The organism is Rhodoplanes roseus, from assembly GCF_003258865.1.
Lineage (GTDB): Bacteria > Pseudomonadota > Alphaproteobacteria > Rhizobiales > Xanthobacteraceae > Rhodoplanes > Rhodoplanes roseus.
Window position 1 is genome coordinate 1 of the sequence record NZ_NPEX01000814.1, and the last position, 273, is coordinate 273.

General features: G+C 62.3%; 1 protein-coding gene. It reads left to right on the forward strand.

The window, feature by feature from the left end; genetic code table 11:
* On the forward strand, nt 1–273 hold a 273-nt coding region (locus tag CH341_RS34910; RefSeq protein ID WP_210208732.1), incomplete at both ends, for a hypothetical protein.

Consider the following 273-nt stretch of genomic DNA (forward strand, 5'->3'; position numbering starts at 1 on the left):
GCGATCGGCCTTTCCGATGCGATCCTGGTCGGCACGTTTTTGGCTCATCCTCAGCTTGCCGAAGAGCGGCTCGAAATGCTCGGCCGCATTCCTTTCACGGATGCGGCGCTTTCTGACCTTGCCGGCACCATTGCTTTGGCTTTGTCTGAAGAGCCCGAGCTGAGCGCGGGCGCACTCCTTGACCGCTTGAAGACAAAAGGGCATTCGGCGCTGGTGGAGACAATCGGCCGCAAGCTGGCCACCTCAGGCCTTGCCGATCTGGGGCCGGGCGGA